Below are 20,476 nucleotides of genomic sequence, written 5' to 3'. Positions count from 1 at the left end.
AGTGACCTTGGGAGGAGACCGTCATGGAGGTGGATTATGCAGTTGTCGGGGCAGGATCTTCGGGCTGTGTCATTGCCAACCGCCTGAGCGCTGACCCAGGCACGACCGTTGCATTGTTGGAAGCTGGCGGACCCGATACCAACCCGTGGATTCACATACCGGTTGGATACTTCAAAACTATGCACAACCCGTCGTTGGATTGGTGTTACCGCACAGAACCAGATCCAGGTTTGAACGGGCGCTCGATTGACTGGCCGCGCGGAAAGGTTCTTGGGGGATCATCCTCGCTGAACGGGCTTCTGTATGTTCGAGGTCAGAAAGAGGACTACGACCGCTGGCGTCAGATGGGCAACGTTGGCTGGGGATGGGACGACGTCTTACCCCTTTTTAAGCGGAGCGAGGATCAGGAGCGCGGCGAGGACGCGTTTCACGGTACAGGCGGCCCGCTGTCAGTATCCAACATGCGCATTCAACGACCAATCTGCGATGCCTGGGTCGCCGCCGCCCAAGAGGCGGGTTACCCGTTTAATCCGGATTACAATGGGGCCGATCAGGAAGGCGTCGGCTATTTCCAGTTAACCACTCGGAACGGGCGTCGCTGCAGCGCCGCCGTTGCTTATCTAAAGCCAGTCAAAAACAGGCCGAACCTGAACATCATCACCCATGCGTTGGTGACCAAGGTTGAACTTGACGGCAAAAAGGCAACCGGACTTCTTTATCGCGACCGTTCCGGTGAGGTTAAGTCCATAAAGGTGCGGCGCGAGATCATCTTGTCCGGAGGCGCCATCAACTCACCTCAGATTATGATGTTGTCAGGGATCGGAGACCCGGATCATCTGAAGGCCAACGGGGTTGAACCCGTTCACTCATTGCCCGGCGTCGGCAAAGGGCTTCAAGATCACTTGCAGGCACGCCTTGTCTTCAAGTGCAACGAACCGACATTGAATGACGAAGTGCGCAGCCTCTTCAATCAGGCGCGAATCGCGCTGAAATATGCACTGTTTCGTGCAGGGCCGATGACCATGGCGGCCAGCCTGGCCACCGGGTTTCTAAAAACCCGACCCGAGGTTCAAACACCTGACATTCAATTTCACGTTCAGCCTTGGTCTGCCGATAGTCCCGGTGAGGGCGTACACCCGTTTTCTGCCTTCACAATGTCAGTCTGTCAGCTGCGGCCGGAAAGCCGAGGTGAGCTGCGTCTGGACGGCCCTGATCCCGCCAGTTACGTCAAAATCATTCCCAACTACCTGTCCACTGAAACAGATTGCCGAACGATTGTAGACGGCGTGAACATCGCGCGCGACATTGCCCGGCATAATCCTTTGGCGTCAAAGATCTCGGAAGAGTTCCGGCCAACCGCCGATCTATCTCGCGATGACTACAATGGCACTCTGGACTGGGCGCGCTCAAATTCCGTGTCAATCTATCACCCGACAGGAACCTGCGCGATGGGCACGTCGGAAAGCTCTGTTGTCGATCCAAACTTAAAGGTCCGGGGTATCGAGGGTCTTCGTGTCGCCGATTGTTCAATCATGCCGGAAATCGTCAGCGGCAACACCAATGCTCCGGCGATCATGATAGGCGAAAAAGCAAGTGAGTTACTTGGCGCAACGAAGTAATTTGCAGCGTTTTTTTCAGTTTCTGAACCGGCTTACGCAAACCTAAGCGGACCTCTGAGGTCCGATGCCAGTCACCGCCCAAACAGATGCAACCCGCAAGAGACCATCAATGGGAATTCCGGGAGGCCCAGAGCTTTTCGGTGCGCGCAGGCGCGCACGAAAAACCGTCGGTCCCGTATTAATCTCGGCGCTACCGCACGGCGCAAATGCCAGCCGCCCACGCACTATTTTACGTATCTGGAACCACGAATTCATAGGACGTGGAAAGGCGCTTTTGCACAAATTGCATTGCTTGCGAATTTCAAGACTTTTGGTGGGATTCGCTAGTTTTGGCGCTGGCAAAACCTAAGTTTTTTCTGCATTCTATTGAGCTTGGCTCAGCGACACTAGAATGGTTTTGGCTCCAGGGCGAGATAGTCGGCTATCGCTACCCGGCACCCACGTTGCCAAATCGCGCTCAACCAGGCAGTAAACGCTTTTGCGAACCGCGGATCGCGACATGTGTCACCAAAATACTGGCTTTGTTCGATCCACAAACTTGGGTCGCCCCTGGAAGCCAGAGCGGTTTTTTGCAAGTTCGCCCAATGGGGGTCGTTTGGAGCAATTTCTGAGCCGTCTTCACGAACGCCTGCGCACATCCGGCACCAGAACGCCTCGGCCAGAGCCAACCCAGTCAGCGAAGATCCCGATGCAAGCGCATCGCGCAGCGACGGCAGCAAGAAACCCGGATGTCGTGAAGATCCGTCAAAGGCTACGCGTCGTGTTGTGTCGCGGATAGTGGTGTTCGCAAAGCGCCTCTCAACCATTTCAAGATATTCAGATGCCGTGGTGCCGGGGACAGCTTCGACATGAGGCAAAATTTCTTCTGTCTGAACTTTTCTGAAGAACGCCACGATGTCCGGGTCTTGCATGCAGTCTGCGATTGTTGGCACGTTCAGAATTTCCCCGGCATTTGCCAGAAGTTGGTGGCCTCCATTCAAAATGCGCAGTTTCATCGCTTCATAACTGTGAACATCGTGCGTTAGCGTAGCCCCGACCTTTTCGAGTGGCGGCCGGCCTGCGCAGAAGTCATCCTCGATCACCCATTGGCGGAAATTTTCGTGCGAGACCGGCGCGCGATCATCGATACCAAGTTCTCGGCATTGCGATATGACCTGCTCGGTCGTTGCGGGCACAATGCAATCCACCATCGAGTTCGGGAATGCGCCGTTTTGATCAATCCAGTCCGCCAGCTCCGGATCGGACAAGTGCGCCAGTCCAACAATGCAGGTTTTCAGAATTGCACCGTTACCCTGAAGATTATCGCAGCTTAGCGCGGTAAAGGGTTTCAAACCATTCTGGCGCCGTTGTTTTAATGCCGCCACCAATGCACCGAAAGCTGTGCGCGGCCAGTTCGGGTTTTCGGCATCGTGCCGAATATCCACGTGATCCGCGTTGAATGCGCCGGTGTTGGCATCAAGATAGTATCCACCTTCAGTTACAGTCAGAGACACAATGCGAATAGCAGGATCGGCCATCGCCTTGATAAGAGCAGAATTGTCTTCCTCGATCGGCAGATAATCAATCATCGGACCAATCACCTTGGCGGACATTCCTTTTGGGTCCAGCTCAATCAGCGTTGTAAGGCAATCCTGCGCCAGCAAACGTTCTCGCATGTCAGCGTCATAGCTTCGTACACCGGCCCCGATGATCGCCCAGTCATTGGCCTGACCCCGCTGCATCAGTTGATGAAGATACCAGGCCTGATGTGCGCGATGAAAATTGCCCAAGCCAATATGAACTATGCCCGGCGTCAGTTTCGATCGATCATACACCGGGATCTTCACGGTCTCTGGCAGCTCTGAAAGGCTATCTTCAGTCAACCGCATCGGAAGTTTTGCATTCGCCACAGGGTCCATCAGCTCATCCAGTTTCCGCCGTCGACATTGTAAGTTTGTGCGACGATGTATTTGGCATCGTCAGAAGCGAGGAATACTGCCATTCCGGTCAAATCTTCGGCGCTGCCCATCCGGCCGTAGGGCACGGCTGCAGCCACTTCGCGTTTCTTCTGGCCCAGCGGTTTGCCTTCATGCTTTGCAAAGAACGCATCAACCCCATCCCAGTGCTCGCCGTCAACAACGCCCGGAGCAATTGCGTTCACGTTGATCCCGTATGAGATCAAATTCAGCCCCGCCGATTGCGTCAGGGATATGATTGCGGCCTTGCTGGCACAGTACACGGCGACCAGAGGTTCGCCCCTGCGCCCGGCCTGCGACGCCATGTTTATGATCCGGCCCTTGATTCCGTTTTCAATCATGTGGCTCGCTACGGCTTGCATCGTGAACAGTGCGCCGGCAACGTTGATGTCAAATACTCGGTTGAAGTCCGCGCGCTCGATCTCAACAATTGGTGCTGCAGTGAAGATGGCAGCGTTGTTGATCAGAATGTCGATGGGGCCGAGACGCGCAGCTGTTTTCGCGACGGCATCATCTATACTCTGCTGGTTGGTGACATCCATCTTGACGGCGAGTGCTGCCTCGCCAATCTCGGCCGCTGCATCCTGTGCGCGTTGGATGTCGATGTCGGCGATGGCGACACGCGCACCCTCTGCCACGTAAGCTTTCGCAAAAGCCAGTCCGATGCCTCTCGCGGCCCCGGTGATCAGGGCGGTTTTGCCTGCCAGGCGTGTCATTCGATCCTCAAGCCTTTCGCGTCAAACCGATGGATGACATCCTGGCGTGGTGTCAGATGGATTCGGTCACCGTGGCGGAAGCCAACCTCGCCGTCTGCACGAACGGTGATTGTTTCAGCCAGACCCGTTTCATGAACATGGAAAAAGGTGTCCGAGCCGAGGTGTTCCGAGACACTGACAACCCCGGACCACTCACCTTCGGTTTCCGAAACCGCAATGTGTTCAGGTCGGATTCCGATGGTTTGGGCACCGTGTTTCGCGGCCTCGGGTCCTTCGATGAAGTTCATCTTGGGTGAGCCGATGAACCCCGCGACAAACAAGTTGCGGGGCGTTCGGTACAGCTCCAGCGGACTGCCGACCTGCTCGATTACGCCTGCCTGAAGCACCACGATCTTGTCTGCCATGGTCATGGCTTCGACCTGATCGTGGGTGACATAAATCATCGTGGTCGCCAAACGTTCGTGTAATTCGCTGATTTCCAGCCGCATGCCAACGCGCAACGCCGCATCCAGATTCGAAAGAGGTTCATCAAAAAGGAATGCAGCGGGTTCGCGGACGATCGCCCGGCCAATGGCAACTCGCTGACGCTGCCCGCCGGACAACTGACCCGGACGTCGATCCAGGTAGTCGGTCAGGTTTAGCACACTTGCCGCCCCTTCGACACGCTTGTCGATCTCGGCCTGATCCAGTTTCGCCATACGCAGAGGAAAAGCGATGTTCTTGCGTACGGTCATGTGCGGGTACAGCGCGTATGACTGGAATACCATCGCCAACCCACGTTTGGCGGGTGGCACGTCGGTCGCGTCCGTTCCGTCAATTTCTATGTGGCCCGAGGTGATGTCTTCCAACCCCGCAATCAGACGCAGAAGGGTGGATTTACCGCAACCCGAGGGGCCGACGAAAACGGTGAACTCACCATCCTCGATGGTCAGGTCCAGCGGGGGAATGACCTCAACGTCGCCGAAGCTTTTGGTCACGGACTTGAGTTGTATACGTCCCATGTGTCGTGTTCCTTATTTCACAGCGCCGAAGGTCAGGCCGCGGACAAGTTGTTTCTGGCTGAACCAGCCAAGGATCAGGATTGGTGCGATTGCCATGGTCGAGGCTGCGCTGAGCTTGGCAAAGAACAGGCCCTCGGGGCTGGAGTAGCTGGCGATGAAGGCCGTGAGAGGAGCGGCGTCGACGGCGGTTAAGTTGAGGGTCCAGAACGCCTCGTTCCACGCCAGGATGAAGTTCAGCAGCACAGTCGAAGCAATCCCAGGGATGGCCATTGGGGTCAGGACATAGAGGATTTCCTCTTTGAGCGTTGCGCCATCCATACGTGCGGCTTCCAGGATTTCCCCGGGGATTTCGCGAAAATAGGTGTAAAGCATCCAGACTATGATCGGCAGGTTGATCAGCATCAGCACGACGACCAGCCCTCCACGCGTATCCAGCAGGCCCAGACGGATGAACAGCAGGTAGATCGGATAGAGAACACCAACCGCTGGCAGCATCTTAGTGGACAGCATCCAAAGCAGGATGTCCTTGGTGCGTTTGGATGGCACAAACGCCATCGCCCAAGCGGCGGGCACTGCGATGATCACACCCAGAATGGTCGAACCGCCCGCGATGATGACCGAGTTCCACAAGAACCGCATGTAGTCCGAGCGTTCCTGCACGATGGCATAATTCTCAAGCGTCCAATTGAAGTTCAGAAACAAAGGTGGGCTGGCGATTGCCTGCGCTTCAGTCTTGAAACTGGTCAGGATCGTCCAGAGGATCGGGAAAAAGATCAACAAACCAACGGCCCATGCCAGGACAGTATTGAGTGATTTGCGGCGGGTTGTGACGGTGCGGGCCATATTCTTACCTCCTCACGCGTCCAGATTTTTGCCAACGATGCGCATCAGGAAGATCGCAACGATATTGGCAAGGATGATGGCGTAGACACCTCCGGCCGATCCAAGGCCGACGTTTTGGCTTTCCAACACGCGCTGGAAAATCAGGTAGGTGAGTGTGCGGGTGCCGAATGCGCCGCCGGTGGTCACGAAGATTTCGGCGAAGATCGACAGCAGAAAGATCGTCTGGATGAGGATCACAATGGTGATCGCGCGGCTCAGATGCGGCAGGACGATGTGATAGAAACGTTTCAGCACCGGCGCGCCGTCCATTTCAGCAGCCTCCAACTGTTCACTGTCCAGAGACTGGATTGCGGTTAGCAGGATCAACGTCGCGAACGGAAGCCACTGCCAAGAGACGATCATGATAATCGATGTCATGGACGCCTCTGACAGCCACGAGATCGGCTCGGCCCCGAAAAAGCGCCACAGATGGGCAAGCAAGCCATTGACCGGGTCCATGAACATGTTCTTCCAGACCAGCGCTGACACGGTAGGCATGACAAAGAACGGCGCGATCACAAGGATACGAACAACGCCTTGCCCCCACATCGGTTGGTCCAGCAGCATCGCCAACAGAATTCCCAACACTACCGTGATGACCAACACGCCACCCACGATCATCAGGGTTGCCTGAACAGCTGGCCAGAACGAACTTGACGAAACAAATCGGACGTAGTTGTCGAACCCGACCCAGCCCAGATCACCGCCGCGTAGCGGAAGATATTTTTTGAAGGAAAAATACAGCGTCATCGTCAGCGGCACGAGCATCCAGCCAAGTAGCAGGACCACTGCGGGTGCCATCATCAGGCGCGCGACGGATCGGGAATGTTGAGTTGCCATGACGCAAACCCTCTCTGTTCAGGCACAAGCCAGCCTGCGAGAAAAACGCGAATTGTGGAAGGGTGAACGGGGGGCAGATCACTGCCCGCCCGTGGTAGGAAGGCGTCAGTACCCTGCGGCTTCCATTTCTTCGGCTGTGAGGGCCTGCGCTTTCTCTAACGCTTCCTCAACCGTTTGCTGTCCGGCATAGACCGCGGAGAATTCCTGGCTTACCTGCGTGGCAATGCCTGCAAATTCCGGAATTGCTGCAAACTGGATGCCAACATAAGGGACCGGTTTCACCGTCGGGTTGTTAGGATCAGCTGACAGGATCGAATCCAGCGTCATCTTGGCGAACGGAACCTTTTGGTATTCTGGATTCTCGTACAGAGACGTACGTGCGCCCGGAGGTACGTTTGCCCATCCTTCGCTTTCTGCGACCAGCTCAATGTAGTCCTTTGAAGTCGCCCATTCGATGAATTGCTTGGCTGCGTCTTCTTGCTGTGTACCGGCAGGAATAGCCAGTGCCCACGCCCAAAGCCAGTTGGACCGTTTGCCCAATCCAGTGTCAGGTGCAAGCGCAAACCCTACGTGATCTGCGACCGTGGAGTCGTCCGGGTTAGTGACGAACGAAGCTGCAACAGTGGCGTCGATCCACATTCCACATTTGCCTTGCTGGAACAGCGACAGGTTTTCGTTGAACCCATTGGTGGCGTAGCCGGCAGGACCAGATTCGGTCATCATTTCAACATAGAAATTCAGCGTATCTGCCCACTCGGGCTGATCGAACTGGGGCTTCCATTCTTCATCGAACCAGCGGGCGCCGAATGAATTCGACATCGCCGTTATGAACGCCCCGCCTTCACCCCAACCAGCTTTGCCGCGAAGGCAAATGCCGTTGATGTCGGCGTCGCGGTCAGTCATCGCAGCGGCGGCCTCTTTAATGAATTGCCAAGACGGGGCCTCAGGCATTTCCATGCCCGCCTTTTCCATAAGGTCGGTGCGGTACATGATCATCGAGCTTTCACCATAGAACGGCGCTGCGAATAGCGTTCCGTCATGGCTCAAGCCACCTGCCATCGCGGGCAGAATGTCACCTACGTCGTATTCTTCGGACAGACCATCCAGTGGCACCAGCCAGCCATTCGCGCCCCAGATCGGCGTTTCGTACATGCCGATCGTCATGATGTCGAACGTACCGCCCTTGGTGGTGATGTCGGTGGTTACGCGCTGGCGCAGCACGTTTTCCTCCAGCGTCACCCACTCAACGTCAATGCCGGTCGCCTCGGTGAATTTGTCGGTATAGCCCTGCATCCGGATCATATCGCCGTTGTTCACGGTTGCGATGGTGATGGATTGTGCATGGGCTGCTGCCGTAGCGACGAAAGTCAACGCAGTCGCCGCACGAAGTGCGTTCTTCAAATACATCCCTGTCCTCCCTGAGCTTGGATGCCATGCAAGGAGAGTAGTTTCTAAATTGTCGCGGCGTCAATAAAAACTTTACGCGCGTTAAAATTTATTAGCTATGCGGAGTCTCTTAAAATAAGCCGAGCAGGGAAAAGCGTTTCGGTCCGGGTATCAAATTTCCCCCCATTTTCAATAAGTTCAAACAGCGTCTCCACACTGCGTGCAGCCACATTGTCATAATCATGGGCGGCTGTAGTCAAAGAGGGGCACGTGAACTTTGCGAATGGATGATCGTCGTTTGAGGCCAGACGCAGCGCGCAATCATCCCGGCGACCAACCCGAATCCCCTGCTCGTAGCAGGCTGCAAGAAATCCGATTGCAAGCCGGTCATTACTGCAAAGGACCGAGTCTGTTCGCAGTCCGTTTTCCGCCAGAATTTTCAGAGCACCCTTGTGACCGATCTCTTCAAACGCCCATCCTTTGCCGTCAACTTTGATGATATGAGGCTCGAATCCGAGACGCTCCATGACTTCAACATAGGCTTTTCGGCGTTTGTTCGCGTTCGGGTTCGCAGGCGTACGCATTTCGAAAAAAGATGGGGGTTCGCCCGTCCGGATCATATATTCCACGGTTTGTGACACGAAGCTGAAATTGTCTGATCCGATAAACGCGGCGCCCAGACCGTCAAGGTTACTGTCGAATAAAACCGTTGGTACAGCTGCGCAAAATTTTTCAATCGCCGACCGATCTGAAACACGCCCCAACGGAGCCAACAAAACTCCGGCCGGCTTCATGGATTGCAGCCCGTCCAGAATTTCGTTTTCCAGCTTTTGCTCGCCATGCGAACTGAACAACGAAGGCCGATAACCGGCTGCGATACAGCTTTGCTCGAGATACCGTGCGATCTCGGCAAAGAATGGGTCAGCCAAATAGGGTACGACAATACCGATATTCTTGGTCAACTTTCGGTTCTGATTCACAGCATAGATGTTCGGGCGGTAGTCAAATCGTTCTAACGCCTCTTCTATGCGAGCCCTTGTCGTCGGGCGAACACTGTCAGGGTCGTGAAAGTACTTTGACACCGTGGGCCGCGAGATCCCGCTGAGGGCTGCGAACTCTTCCATATTCTTTATTTTGGTCATGCCAGTCTGCCTGCGGAACTTAGCCGCCTTGATCTTATCTTACTTTTACATATTCTTTGCGCGCGCTAAAAAATCAATAGCCAGACAAGTTCCGGACGTTTTTGCAAGCAAGGGGTTTGAATGTATCTCGGGATCGATATCGGAACGTCCGCCGTCAAACTTGTTTGTGCGGATGCCGATCGAATTTTCGCGACTTCTTCGGTAGGGATCAAGACGTCTTCGCCACGGCCCGGTTGGTCAGAGCAGCACCCGGATTTGTGGTGGCAGGCAACACGCGATGCACTGAACCAGCTTGCTCGGCAAATCACGCTTTCGGAAGTCAAGGCCGTTGGGTTGTCGGGCCAAATGCATGGGGCCGTGTTGCTGGATCACGATCTGCGCCCGATCCGCCCGGCAATCCTATGGAACGACAGCAGATCGGTACAAGAGTGTGATGAATTGCGCATCGCCCAGCCGCAGATCGGACAGATCGCGGGCGTCCTACCGTTACCGGGTTTTACAGCGCCCAAGATTTCATGGCTCAAGAAACACGAACCGGCAGTTTATGCCCGACTTGCCCACATCCTGCTGCCCAAAGACTACATCGGCCTATGTCTGCATGGAGAGCTGGCAACCGACACATCAGATGCCGCAGGTACGATGTGGCTCGATCAGGCTTCACGCAGCTGGCATAACGGTATTGCCAAAGCCACTGAAGTGGCGCCTAGCTGGTTGCCAAAGATTTTTGATGGCCAAAGTGTTGTTGGGACGGTGACAACGCAGGCTGCTGAAGCAACCGGGTTGAAACAAGGTGTTCCTGTCGTGGCGGGCGGAGGAGATGCGGCAACCGGGGCGGTGTCATTGGGTGCCACAGAACCGGGGCGCGGTTTCATTTCCCTAGGCACATCCGGTCAGCTGTTTGTGGCAGATCGCAGGTACAAGCCCAATCCGGAACGCTATGTGCATGCTTTCGCGCACACTCTTCCCGACCGATGGTATCAAATGGCGGCGATGCTGAACGGTGCAAGGCCGATTTCATGGATAGGTGGTCAACTGGGGCTATCCGCTGCTGAAGTTGTTGCGCTTGCGGAAACGGTTAACGGTGATCGCGTGCCGGTTTTCCTGCCGTATTTGACCGGCGAGCGCAGCCCCCTCGGCGACCCACATATTCGGGCCTGTTTCTTTGGTCTTGAGGATTCAACAACACGCGCGGACATCTGCCGCTCCGTGGTGGAGGCAATCGCTTTTTGCTTTGCCGATGCTACGCAGAGTTTCGGAGACACGATCGACGATTTGCCGGAACTGGCGGCCATTGGAGGTGGCAGCCAATCCGACCTCTTATTGGGCCTGATAGCGTCGGTTATAGGGAAACCAGTAGTGCGCTCAGAAGGATCGGATTCTGGCCCAGCATATGGCGCGGCCCGGCTGGCGGCCTGCGGCGTAGGTGATTTTGATGTTGCCGATCTGGCGATTCAGCCCGAAACAACCGATAGGTTCGAACCCGTCGATCCCAACGCGCTGCACGGCAGATTGGCGCTGTTTCGCCGGCTTTACACTGCGGTGAGTGCGGTCGGATAACCTCGTGGCATCGCTAATGTAATGCCCTGCCGGGCAATGGAATATGGATGCGGGTTTGCGCCTGTTCGAGGCACGGACAGCGAGGATGAACCGCACTAAAGTGCCCGCTCTTCGTCCGACCTCACCGTCAAACCACCCTGATGAGCTTATCGCGATCCCCTTATGCAGGTCAGACGGCCGAGAACAAAAGCTCAGGGTTTGCACGCTCCAACTGAAACCCTTGCCGTAAGTCTTGAATGATCTCTGCTCCATTGCGACCACCATACGCTGGAAGGTTGCACTTCCAGTGTGCACTCTGGGCTTTTCCATTTTACGAAAAACCTTCAGAGTCTCGATAATATACTGATATTTAATTAAAAATCGAAATGATTAGGCTAATCCTAATGTTTAGTGAGGAAGTCAATTCTTAGGCGGATCGCGCACCCCGTATATACCCGAGTGCAAACTCGCGATGCTCAGGGAGGCGCAATTGTCTGACACAGGAAAAATCGCGATTGACGTGCGGGACGCGGTGAAGCGCTATGGCGATTTTACCGCGCTCAAGAAGATCTCGCTGTCGATCATGGACAACGAGTTTTTCACTCTTCTCGGCCCGTCAGGCTGTGGCAAAACCACTCTGCTTCGGATGATAGCCGGATTCGAGGCCGTGACCGAAGGTGCCATTTACCTTTACGGCGATGAGATCGAGGACCTGCCGCCCAACAAACGCCCGGTAAACACGGTTTTCCAGAATTATGCGCTGTTTCCGCATTTGACCATTCTTGACAATGTGGCCTTCGGGCTGGAAATGCGCGGCGCCTCGAAATCCGAGGCCCGCAAGAAAGCGGGTGAGATGCTTGAACTGGTGCAGCTTAGCCAGTTCTCGGCGCGCAAACCCAGCCAGTTGTCTGGCGGTCAACAACAGCGTGTTGCGCTGGCCCGCGCGTTAGCTCCGCAACCCAAGGTTCTGTTGTTGGACGAACCCCTGTCAGCATTGGACCTGAAGCTACGTAAGGCGATGCAGTTAGAACTGAAACATCTGCAGCGTGAAACTGGGATCACCTTCATCTTCGTGACCCACGATCAGGAAGAAGCACTGACTATGTCCGACCGCATCGCGGTCATGTCGGCGGGTGAACTGCAGCAATTGGGTGCACCGACGGATATCTATGAGCGTCCGCACAACATGTTCGTGGCGGATTTTATCGGAGAGACCAACCTTTTAGAGGTTTCCGTCGACGGCGTCGCAAATGGCCGCGCAACCTGCCATCTCGGCGGCGGGCATGAGTTGACCTGCAACTCGGTTGACGGGATTGATGTCGGCTCTCGGGTTCACATGTCGATCCGCCCGGAGCGGCTTTATATGTCCGACACGCCCGCGGAATCCGAAAGCCTGAAGGGGCGGATCAAGGAAAACATCTTTGTCGGCACCGACATCACCACCATCGTCGATTTGCAGGATGGCCCTGATTTCATCGTGCGCACGTCGAACTCGGATCGCGGAAACAAGCGCATATTCGAGCCGGGCAGCGAGATGTATGTCAACATGGAGTTGGGGGCCGGGCGCCTCCTGGTGGACTGATGGCGGCGGGTGCAGCAAGCGGCGGCAGCGCAACCACAGACACCTATAAAGAGGCCCGTACATGGCTGTTGCTACCCGCATGGGTGACGCTGGCAATCCTGGTGCTGGCCCCGGTAATCATGATGCTGATCTACTCTTTCCTGACGAAAGAGTTCCGCGGCGGCGTGATCTGGGAGTTCTCTCTGGCGGCCTATGACCAGTTCTTCTTTGATCGCGGGTTGTTCGGGGATGACCCTCCGAAGATCGAATGGACCTATGTCACGATCTTCTGGCGTTCGATCTGGCAGGCGGGAGCAGCGACGCTGCTGAGCCTGGTGATCGGGTTCCCAACCGCCTATTTCATCGCAACCCGGTCCGAGAATATGCGCCCGGTTTGGGTGTTCCTGATCACCATCCCTTATTGGGTGAACTTGCTGATCCGGACCGTGTCGATGAAGTTCCTGCTGCGCGATCAGGGGCCGCTGAACGATTTTCTGATGAGTATCGGCCTGATCGACAGCCCTCTGCATATCGTTAACACAAACTTTGCGGTTCAGTTGGGGCTCTTCTATTCCTACCTGCCCTTCATGGTCCTGCCGATCTATGCGGCGGTGGAGCGTTATAACTTCGCCCTCTCCGAGGCGGCAGCGGACCTTTATGCGTCGAAATGGACCACGCTGCGGCGGGTTCTGCTTCCGGCAGTGAAACCGGGCGTTTTTGCGGGTTGTATTCTGGTCTTTGTGCCATCGATGGGCTCGTTCCTTGCGCCCGACCTGTTGGGCGGCGCCAAGAATTTCATGATCGGTTCGCTGATTGAAGAACAGTTCAAGGGCAATGCCGGCAACTGGCCGTTTGGTGCGGCGGCTTCGATGATCCTGCTGACCATGGTTCTCATCATCCTGATGTTCTCGGCCCGGCAACAGGCCAAGGCGGACAAGGTGGGGGGCTGACCGATGGCAAGCAAGCAATTCGACATCAAGTCCTATACCGGCTTTAAGGGGATCACACTGCTGTGTCTGGTCATCCTCTATGCCCCACTGGTCGTGGTTACGATCTACAGCTTCAACGCCTCACAATCGCTGACCAACTGGGAAGGCATATCGCTGCGCTGGTACGTGGATGTGTTCACCGGACCGGAAAGTGCCAAGTTCAAGACGGCAGCAAAAAACAGCTTTATCATTGCAATCATCGCCGCGACCACAGCGACAACCATTGCGACGCTGGCGGCAACGGGCATGGTGCGTGGCGGCAAGTTTCGCTTTCGGACTGTGTCATTTGGACTGATCAGCCTACCGCTGATGGTGCCCGAAATTGTTCTGGCCGTTGCGACGCTGATCTTCTTCAATTCGATCGGGTTTGAGCGCGGGCTGCTCACCATCCTGCTTGCCCATATCGCATTCTGTATTCCCTTTGCCTATCTGCCGATCTCCGCCCGGATGCAGGGGATCGAAGACAGCTATGAACAGGCCGCGCTGGACCTCTATGCCACCAAGCGACAGGCCTTTACCAAGATCCTGCTTCCGCTGATGATGCCGGGCATCATCTCGGGCTTTCTTTTGGCTTTTATCGTCAGCCTGGATGACTTCATCATCACCAACTTTGTCAAAGGTGCGGGTGTCGAAACCCTGCCAACGGCAATCTTCGGCTCGGTCAAGCAAGGGATCAAACCGAATATCATGGCGATTTCGACCATGTTGCTGAGTGTGTCCATCATCATGGTCACGATCAGTTATTTCGTCAGCAAGTCTGACAACACAAAATAACCAACAGATGGAGAGACACATGAAACATATGATGAAAAGCGGCGTCGCTGCCCTTGCTTTGACTTTGGGTGCAAATGCAGCTGCGGCCGAGGGCGAGTTGGTTCTGTACCACTGGTTCGAATACATCCCGCAGGAGCTTCTGGACAAATTCACCGAAGAAACCAACATCACCGTTACCATGGACACTTACGACAGCAACGAGTCGATGCTGGCCTCGCTCAAGGCCGGTGGAATTGGCACCTACGACGTGTCGGTGCCGGGTGACTACATGGTGTCCATCATGGCAAGTGAAGGCATGCTGGACACCATCGCCGATGGTGAGTTGAAGAACAAAGGCAACATCGCGCCGGAGTGGGCCGATCCCGGCTTTGATCCCGGTCGCCAATCCTCGATCCCGTATCAGTGGGGTTCGACCAGTTTTGCGGTCAGCCGCGATGCCTATGACGGTGATATTCAAACCACTGATATCCTGTTCAACCCGCCCGCAGAGTTGCAGGGCCGCATCAACATGCTGGACAGTCAGGGCGAAGTGATGGCCATGGCAGCACTGCATATGGGTATCCCGCAATGTTCAACCGACCGCGAGCAACTGAAGGCGCTAAACGCCATGCTGCAAGAGGCTAAGGCGCACTGGGCGTCGTTCAACTCGGACACCGCGAAGGAGGTTCTGGTTTCGGGCGACGCCGCCGTGGGTCAGATCTATGACGGGTTCTCGGCCAAGGCGCGCGAGGAAGGCGCCAATGTGGAATATGCCTTCCCGACGCAAGGGTATATCGCTTGGATGGACAACGTCGTTCTGCTGAAAGATGCCCCCAACCGCGAAAACGCATTGAAATTCATGGACTTCCTGTTGGAGCCTGAAAACATCGCAGCCGTTTCCAACTTTGCCCAGTACAATGCCGGCGTGAACGGTGTGGGCGACTTCCTCGATCCGGCCCTTGCGGAACAACCCGAGAAGAACCCCCATTCCAATGCAGGTCCGGGCGTATTTATCGAAGTCTGTGACGAGGAAACTCAGGCGGTCTATGACCAAATCTGGACCAACCTGAAGAAGTAACTCGGGTCAATTATTCGACACGAAAGCCCCCGGTTCCGTCCGGGGGCTTTTTGCCTATGGTAAAGGCTGGATAAGTTACCGGCTGATATCTTCCAGAATGCGATCCATCATCGCGTCGCAGGCGCTTAACTGGTCGATCTCTAGATACTCATCCGGTTTGTGCCCCTGACGTTCCATCGATCCGGGGCCGCAAACGACGGTAGGAATACCCAGCTCGCTGAAAAACCCGGCCTCGGTGCCAAAGGCGACCTTGGTTGTGGCATTGCTTTGCGCCAGTTTCTGGGCGTAGGCGATAATACCTTCGGTCTCGGCGACGTCTAATCCAGGATAGGCGTTATACTGTTCAACCTCGATCCGTGCCTCGGGGCAAAGGGACTGGTATCGCGCGCCAACCCTGAGGGCGGCGTCCTGAATCTGGGCTAGGATATCCTTGCCCAAATCTGCGGCCAGATGGCGATATTCAAAGGTTAGTTCCGCGCGATCCGGCACGATATTCAGCGCCCTGCCACCGGACATCATGCCCACGTGAAAGGTGGTATAGGGCACCGAATAGGCCGGGTCGCTATAGCCGCTTTTGCCATAGGTTTCCTGTAGGGCGCGCAACTCTCCGACAAAATCCGTGGCCAGGTGCAGCGCGTTGACAAACTTCGGTGCCAACGCCGAATGGCCGCTTTGACCGTGGCACACTGCACGTAACGCTGCCTTGCCCTTGTGCCCCACGGCCACCTGCATTTCCGTCGGTTCGCCTACGAAACAGGCTCGGGGCTGGCCCAGCATCGGGGCAAGACGGTCCAACATGTGCTGGATACCGACACAGCCCACCTCCTCATCATAAGACAGCGCGATCTTGAGCGGCTCACGCAGGTCTGTCCCGGCCGTACGATCCGCCAGCGCCATGACCGAAGCCACATAACCCTTCATGTCCGTAGTGCCACGCCCATAGACCCGATTGCCTTCCCGGGTCAGGCGAAACGGGTCTTTTGTCCAGCTTTGACCTTCGACTGGCACGACATCCGTGTGCGCCGACAGCAACACGCCGTCGCCTTCCGGGCCTTTCTCGGCGTACAGCCCGGTCTTGTCGCCGCCGGGATCAGTGATGCGATGCACGGCAAATCCGCGCACTTCAAGGAATTCTTCTACATAGGCGGCTAGATCGAGGTTCGAGTTCTTGCTGACCGTATCAAAGCCAACAAGCCGGTCGAGAATATCCAGTGTCGAGATCATCGGTTTTGGTCTGCTTTCGCTTTGACGGCCAGCGCAGTTCTGGCTGCTAGGGGGCGTTCAATTCAAACCTATACCAACCGCAAGAAACATAAATCCGGGAATGGCGAAGCAGGGGTTAGGCGATTTCTAAGACCCCAGGTCATTCTTGCCCGCGCACGCAGAGCCCCGGCAGCGTACCGGACCGGACGGCCTGAGCGCAGTGTTCGATAAACGCTTTTGACGTGTTCGTCTCATTCTCGGCACGCGCACGCAGCAAGCCCAGTCGCATAGGGCGCAGCTCTCCGGCCAAAGGGACAAAGATCAGGGTCTTGCCGTCCGGTGACAGAGCATTCATCGGGCGGATATTGGCAATCGAGAAACCGAACCCATTGGCGACCAGGGAGCGCATGACCGACATATCGGCGGTGCGTTCCGCGATATTGGGTTTGATATTGGCGTCCCGGAAGAAGGACAGGAAATATTCGCCACTGAATGGCAGATCCAAAAGAACCATGGGGCTGTCCTGCAGGTCTTTAATCGTCAGTTCGGCGCGATTGGCCAAGGGGTGCCCTTCGCCCAATACGACATAGGGTGGCAGATCGTGCAGGGGCTGGAATTCCAGATCAGCGGGAATGTCCAGATCATAGGTCAGAGCGATGTCCAGCTCGGCGCGGCGTAACTGGCTGAAGATATCGGCCTGGTTCAATTCACGTTGCTCGATCCGGACGTCCGGATACGTGGTCTCAAATTCCCGCCGCAATCCCGGCAGGATGATCTGCGCGAACGTCACCAGACAACCGACCGACAGAATACCCTGTACCTTGCCGGTGATCTCTCCGGCCAATGTGGCCAGCAATTCAGCCTCGCGCAGAACAAATTCGGTGCGCTCCATGAATTTGTGTCCGGCCTTGGTCAGCGACAGGCCGCGCGCATGTTCGCGCACGAAGAGGGTGACGCCGAATTCGACCTCAAGCTGGGTAATCGCCGCCGAGATCGACGGCGACGAGACGTTTAGTTTGTCGCTGGCGGCGGCGATGCTGCCTGCCTTCCCGACGGCTACAAAATATTCAAGCTGTCGCAGCGTGTATCTGAAAGGCAAAGGCGCATCCCCGCGGTATCGCAGATCAAGCCTTGTACTTGATCCACGTTGTTTTCAAGGCAGTATATTTTTCAAGCGAGTGCAATGACAAATCGCGTCCAAAGCCTGACTGTTTCATTCCGCCAAATGGTGTCATTGCCGACAGCGCATCCATTGTATTCACCGAAACGGTCCCTGCCATCAGCTTGTCAGACACCCGGCAGGCGCGGGAAAGGTTGTCGGTCCAGACCGACGCCGCCAGCCCATAGACGGAGTCATTGGCCATAGTCACAGCCTGATCCTCGGTATCAAACGGAATAACCGACAGAACAGGGCCGAAAATCTCGTCCCGCGCCAGCGGATTGTCGTGGGCCACGTCATCAAAGATGGTCGGCTGGACAAAACAACCCTTGCCGTCGACAGTCACTCGATCGCCGCCCGTCACCAGATTGGCAGTCTTTTTACCATCTTCGACGAAACGCATGATGCCCTGCGTTTGTTTTTCGTCCACGATGGCGCCCATTTTTGAGGCCGGGTCCAGTGGATCGCCGGGTTGCATCGCTTGCGCGCGGACGATCAGTTTTTCGACAAAATCGTCCTTGATCGAACGCTCAACATAGAGCCGCGAATTGGCCGAGCAGACCTCGCCCTGATTGAAGAAGATACCAAAGGCCGCCATGTCGGCTGCGGTGTCCAGATCCTCGCAATCGGCAAAGATAAGATTGGGGCTTTTGCCCCCGGTTTCCGGCCAGACCTGTTTCAAATTCGACTGGCCCGAATACTGCATGAACATCTTGCCTGTGGCAGTCGAGCCGGTGAAGGCCAGACAATCCACATCCATATGCATGCCCAGCGCCTGACCCGCAGTTGCGCCAAAACCGGGAACCACGTTGAAGACACCATCGGGAACACCGGCCTCGGCCGCCAATTCGGCCAAGCGCAGCGCCGACAGGGGCGATTGTTCAGCCGGTTTCAGCACCACCGAGTTGCCCGCCGCCAGCGCAGCCGCGGCTTTCCAGGTGGCCATGTCCAGTGGGAAGTTCCACGGCGTCACCGCACCAACTACGCCCAGTGGCACACGGCTCACCAACGCCAGATCGCCGGGACCGGTTGGGGCGACCTCGTCATAAATTTTGTCGATCGCCTCGGCGTACCACTGGAAGAAATGCGCTGACCCTGGCGCGTCTATGGTGGCGGCGTCTGTCACTAGCTTGCCCATATCCAGACTGTCCAGCAGCGCCATTTCTTCGAGATTGTTGCGGATCAGATCGGCCAGTTTCAACATCACCGCCTTGCGGTCGCCCGGTGCCATGCGTGACCAGCGACCATCCTCGAACGCGGCGCGGGCGGCGGTAACAGCGCGGTTCACATCCACTTCGTCGCATTCGGCAACCGGGGCCAGCACTGCTCCGGAGGCAGGGTTGATGCTGTCAAAAGTCTTGCCCGAGGCGGCATCAACAAATTTGCCATCAATGAACGCCTGTCCGCGAAAGGACAGACCGGCGGCGCGGCTTTTCCAGTCGTCGTGTGTATAGTCCAACATCCTGTATCTCCGTGATTATTCGTCGCCAGGCACGCCGTAGGACGGCGCCTCGCGCGGATCGAGCGCGCGCTGGATATAGGCGTCGAGCTGCGGTTTATAGACGTCCCAGGCAGTTGCGATCGCTTCGATCGGGCAATCCTCTGTCCAGTCGCACCGCAGATCAGCCACAGGCCAGCTGACGGTGTCGACGATCTTCATGCCCGCGGAACGCACAGGGCCGGCCTCGCCCCCCGCGGCCAGTCCGGCGCGCATGGCGGCGATCAGGCGGTCCCCGATGTGGCCTTTGGTTGACAGGAAGTCATCAACAATGGCCTGCGGGATTCGGTCATTGGCCAGAAGGTTGCCACCCGAGGCAACGTTTTCGGCCTGCGCCTGCGTCCAGATACCAAGACTGTTGGGGCCGGAATGGATCGCAGTGCGTCCGGCGCTGTCCACGGCCAGAACCTGCCGGTATTCGATAAATTTCGCGCGGGTAGTCATTTCAGCAATGGCCTCGGGTGCGGTTTTTCCCTGTTCCATCAGATCCAGTGTCAGCGGGCCAAGATTGGGGTCTGTCACGTTTTGAGAGGCAACGGCCCCAACCCCCGCGCGCGCAAAGGAACAGCGGGCGGCCACAGCAGGTGAGGACGACGAAATCGCCAAGCCGAACATTCCGGTTTCAGCGCAGCGGGCAACCAGTGAAAAAGTCATTCGGACCTCCTGTAAAACAAGATCCGGATCGCGCCTTGAAGGGGAAGAAAAGGAAGCGCGATCCGGCTCTGTCGATTGATCAATCGGGAATGACAGCTGTGCCGTCGATTTCGACCAGCCATTCCGGGCGCGCCAGCGCCTGAACGACCAGACCTGTCGAAACGGGATGAACACCTTTGATATACGAACCCATGGTCCGATACACGGCCTCGCGGTGACGCACATCGGTGATATAGACGACTACCTTGACCAGATGCTCCATCGAACCGCCTGCCTCTTCGATCAACTGTTTGATGTTCTGCATCACCTTGTGGGTCTGCTCGACCGGATCGTGACTGTCGATATTGGCCGCATCGTCCAGATTTTGCGGGCACTGGCCGCGCAGGTAGACGGTCTTACCGCCCTGCGTGACTACGGCCTGACACAGATCGTTGTCGAGGTTCTGTTCGGGATAGGTTTCTTTGGTGTTGAATTTGCGAATGCGAGTATGCGCCATTTCGTTAT

The 20,476-nt window shown here is 56.2% G+C and carries 18 protein-coding genes; 6 read left to right on the top strand and 12 right to left on the bottom strand.

Annotated elements, in window-relative coordinates; translation table 11 throughout:
* The first annotated feature begins 23 nt into the window (after positions 1–23).
* Positions 24–1,619, top strand: a complete 1,596-nt coding sequence (locus ACR0AK_RS01665) for a GMC family oxidoreductase (protein WP_480792152.1) — start codon at positions 24–26, stop codon at positions 1,617–1,619.
* A 386-nt stretch (positions 1,620–2,005) separates the two neighbouring features.
* Here the strand turns inward: ACR0AK_RS01665 and ACR0AK_RS01660 are convergent, their stop codons facing one another.
* From ACR0AK_RS01660 to ACR0AK_RS01630, 7 genes are all read right to left on the bottom strand, one after another.
* On the bottom strand, positions 2,006–3,517 hold the full coding sequence (locus ACR0AK_RS01660; RefSeq protein WP_480792151.1) for a mannitol dehydrogenase family protein: 1,512 nt from the start codon (positions 3,515–3,517) through the stop codon (positions 2,006–2,008).
* Positions 3,517–4,290 (bottom strand): L-iditol 2-dehydrogenase, encoded by a 774-nt coding sequence (locus tag ACR0AK_RS01655; protein ID WP_480792150.1) that lies wholly within the window; start codon positions 4,288–4,290, stop codon positions 3,517–3,519. The genes ACR0AK_RS01660 and ACR0AK_RS01655 overlap by 1 nt, the downstream gene beginning before the upstream one ends.
* Positions 4,287–5,291 (bottom strand): ABC transporter ATP-binding protein, encoded by a 1,005-nt coding sequence (locus ACR0AK_RS01650; RefSeq protein ID WP_170561342.1) that lies wholly within the window; start codon positions 5,289–5,291, stop codon positions 4,287–4,289. Before ACR0AK_RS01650 ends, ACR0AK_RS01655 begins: the two co-directional genes overlap by 4 nt.
* A gap of 12 nt (positions 5,292–5,303) precedes the next feature.
* Positions 5,304–6,134 (bottom strand): carbohydrate ABC transporter permease, encoded by an 831-nt coding sequence (locus ACR0AK_RS01645; RefSeq protein ID WP_170561343.1) that lies wholly within the window; start codon positions 6,132–6,134, stop codon positions 5,304–5,306.
* Between the two features lie 12 nt (positions 6,135–6,146).
* Entirely contained in the window at positions 6,147–7,013 is an 867-nt protein-coding gene (locus ACR0AK_RS01640; RefSeq protein ID WP_170435930.1) for a carbohydrate ABC transporter permease, read from the bottom strand.
* 105 nt (positions 7,014–7,118) lie between these two features.
* The gene (locus ACR0AK_RS01635; protein WP_170561344.1) at positions 7,119–8,420 is read right to left on the bottom strand and encodes an ABC transporter substrate-binding protein; all 1,302 of its coding nucleotides are present in this window, start codon (positions 8,418–8,420) and stop codon (positions 7,119–7,121) included.
* Positions 8,421–8,515: 95 nt separating this feature from the next.
* Positions 8,516–9,541: a LacI family DNA-binding transcriptional regulator gene (locus ACR0AK_RS01630; RefSeq protein WP_480792149.1), complete on the bottom strand. Its 1,026-nt coding sequence runs from the start codon at positions 9,539–9,541 to the stop codon at positions 8,516–8,518.
* Between the two features lie 120 nt (positions 9,542–9,661).
* Between ACR0AK_RS01630 and xylB the strand changes: the two genes are divergently transcribed.
* The 5 genes from xylB to ACR0AK_RS01605 all read left to right on the top strand — a co-directional run bounded on the left by xylB (position 9,662) and on the right by ACR0AK_RS01605 (position 15,458).
* Positions 9,662–11,098, top strand: coding sequence for a xylulokinase (gene xylB, locus ACR0AK_RS01625; protein ID WP_480792148.1), 1,437 nt, complete (start codon positions 9,662–9,664; stop codon positions 11,096–11,098).
* A gap of 451 nt (positions 11,099–11,549) precedes the next feature.
* Positions 11,550–12,659 carry an ABC transporter ATP-binding protein gene (locus ACR0AK_RS01620; protein WP_480792147.1) on the top strand — a complete coding sequence of 370 codons (1,110 nt, stop codon included), beginning with the start codon at positions 11,550–11,552 and terminating at the stop codon, positions 12,657–12,659.
* Positions 12,659–13,588 carry an ABC transporter permease gene (locus ACR0AK_RS01615; protein ID WP_480792146.1) on the top strand — a complete coding sequence of 310 codons (930 nt, stop codon included), beginning with the start codon at positions 12,659–12,661 and terminating at the stop codon, positions 13,586–13,588. The genes ACR0AK_RS01620 and ACR0AK_RS01615 overlap by 1 nt, the downstream gene beginning before the upstream one ends.
* A gap of 3 nt (positions 13,589–13,591) precedes the next feature.
* Positions 13,592–14,401, top strand: a complete 810-nt coding sequence (locus ACR0AK_RS01610) for an ABC transporter permease (RefSeq protein WP_170561349.1) — start codon at positions 13,592–13,594, stop codon at positions 14,399–14,401.
* Positions 14,402–14,420: 19 nt separating this feature from the next.
* The gene (locus ACR0AK_RS01605; RefSeq protein WP_480792145.1) at positions 14,421–15,458 is read left to right on the top strand and encodes an extracellular solute-binding protein; all 1,038 of its coding nucleotides are present in this window, start codon (positions 14,421–14,423) and stop codon (positions 15,456–15,458) included.
* A gap of 75 nt (positions 15,459–15,533) precedes the next feature.
* Here the strand turns inward: ACR0AK_RS01605 and argE are convergent, their stop codons facing one another.
* The 5 genes from argE to ACR0AK_RS01580 form a co-directional block, all read right to left on the bottom strand.
* On the bottom strand, positions 15,534–16,682 hold the full coding sequence (gene argE / locus ACR0AK_RS01600) for an acetylornithine deacetylase (RefSeq protein ID WP_480792144.1): 1,149 nt from the start codon (positions 16,680–16,682) through the stop codon (positions 15,534–15,536).
* A 139-nt stretch (positions 16,683–16,821) separates the two neighbouring features.
* Positions 16,822–17,760, bottom strand: coding sequence for a LysR substrate-binding domain-containing protein (locus ACR0AK_RS01595; RefSeq protein WP_170561352.1), 939 nt, complete (start codon positions 17,758–17,760; stop codon positions 16,822–16,824).
* A 25-nt stretch (positions 17,761–17,785) separates the two neighbouring features.
* Positions 17,786–19,282, bottom strand: coding sequence for an aldehyde dehydrogenase (locus ACR0AK_RS01590; protein WP_480792143.1), 1,497 nt, complete (start codon positions 19,280–19,282; stop codon positions 17,786–17,788).
* Positions 19,283–19,297: 15 nt separating this feature from the next.
* The gene (locus ACR0AK_RS01585; RefSeq protein ID WP_480792142.1) at positions 19,298–19,972 is read right to left on the bottom strand and encodes a DUF1028 domain-containing protein; all 675 of its coding nucleotides are present in this window, start codon (positions 19,970–19,972) and stop codon (positions 19,298–19,300) included.
* 79 nt (positions 19,973–20,051) lie between these two features.
* Complete coding sequence (locus ACR0AK_RS01580) at positions 20,052–20,468, bottom strand: RidA family protein (protein WP_170561355.1); 417 nt, start codon at positions 20,466–20,468, stop codon at positions 20,052–20,054.
* Positions 20,469–20,476 lie beyond the last annotated feature (8 nt).

The organism is Ruegeria sp. BI12 (assembly GCF_056537985.1).
The sequence above is the reverse complement of the archived record's forward strand: the minus strand, read 5'-3'. Positions and strand labels throughout refer to the sequence as shown.